1 pseudogene is annotated in these 569 nt (G+C 61.3%); it reads right to left on the bottom strand.

From position 1 onward, the window contains the following. Positions 1-307 precede the first annotated feature (307 nt). Positions 308-569 (bottom strand): annotated as a pseudogene (locus U5A52_RS43055) (LysE family translocator); the annotation flags it as partial.

Here is a 569-nt window from a genome sequence, read left to right as displayed (position 1 = left end):
AGGCACAAGGCCGGTATACGTAACACGCGTACTGACGCCTGACCTTGCGTCATGTCGACGGTTGCACGACGTTGAATTGGATGGCACTGAAGGTTGTGCCTATCGTTGAACTCGTCACGTTCACGGATGGCGTGATGAGGACCACTCTGGCTTGCCGCCTACGCAACGAAGGCTTTCCCAGTGCAGTGCGGTGTGCACAGAGCCGAAGCGCTGCAGCGCCTCGCTGGCAAGGCTGGCAGCTAATGGCTCAGAATCGCCGAACTCGTTCCGCCGCAGCAGGCCTGAGCCTGCAAATGGCGCGATTGCTTTAGTGGGCGAGCGCCCACATGAGCGACACGGAGAAGGCGCCCACCACGACGGACGCGCAACGCTGGAAGAACGCCGGACGAATGAACGGCGCACGCCCATTGCGCGGCGCGGCGCCGATGGCGATCCATGTCATGCCAATGGGGACGAGCAAGACCGCGAAGACCGCCATGGCCTGGAACCACATCGAAACGCTCTCGAATGCCATAGGCGGAAAAATCGACCCGGCGAACAAAATGGCCTTGGGGTTGAGCACGGTGGCA

The organism is Paraburkholderia sp. J8-2 (assembly GCF_905220195.1).
Lineage (GTDB): Bacteria > Pseudomonadota > Gammaproteobacteria > Burkholderiales > Burkholderiaceae > Paraburkholderia.
The sequence above is the reverse complement of the archived record's forward strand: the minus strand, read 5'-3'. Positions and strand labels throughout refer to the sequence as shown.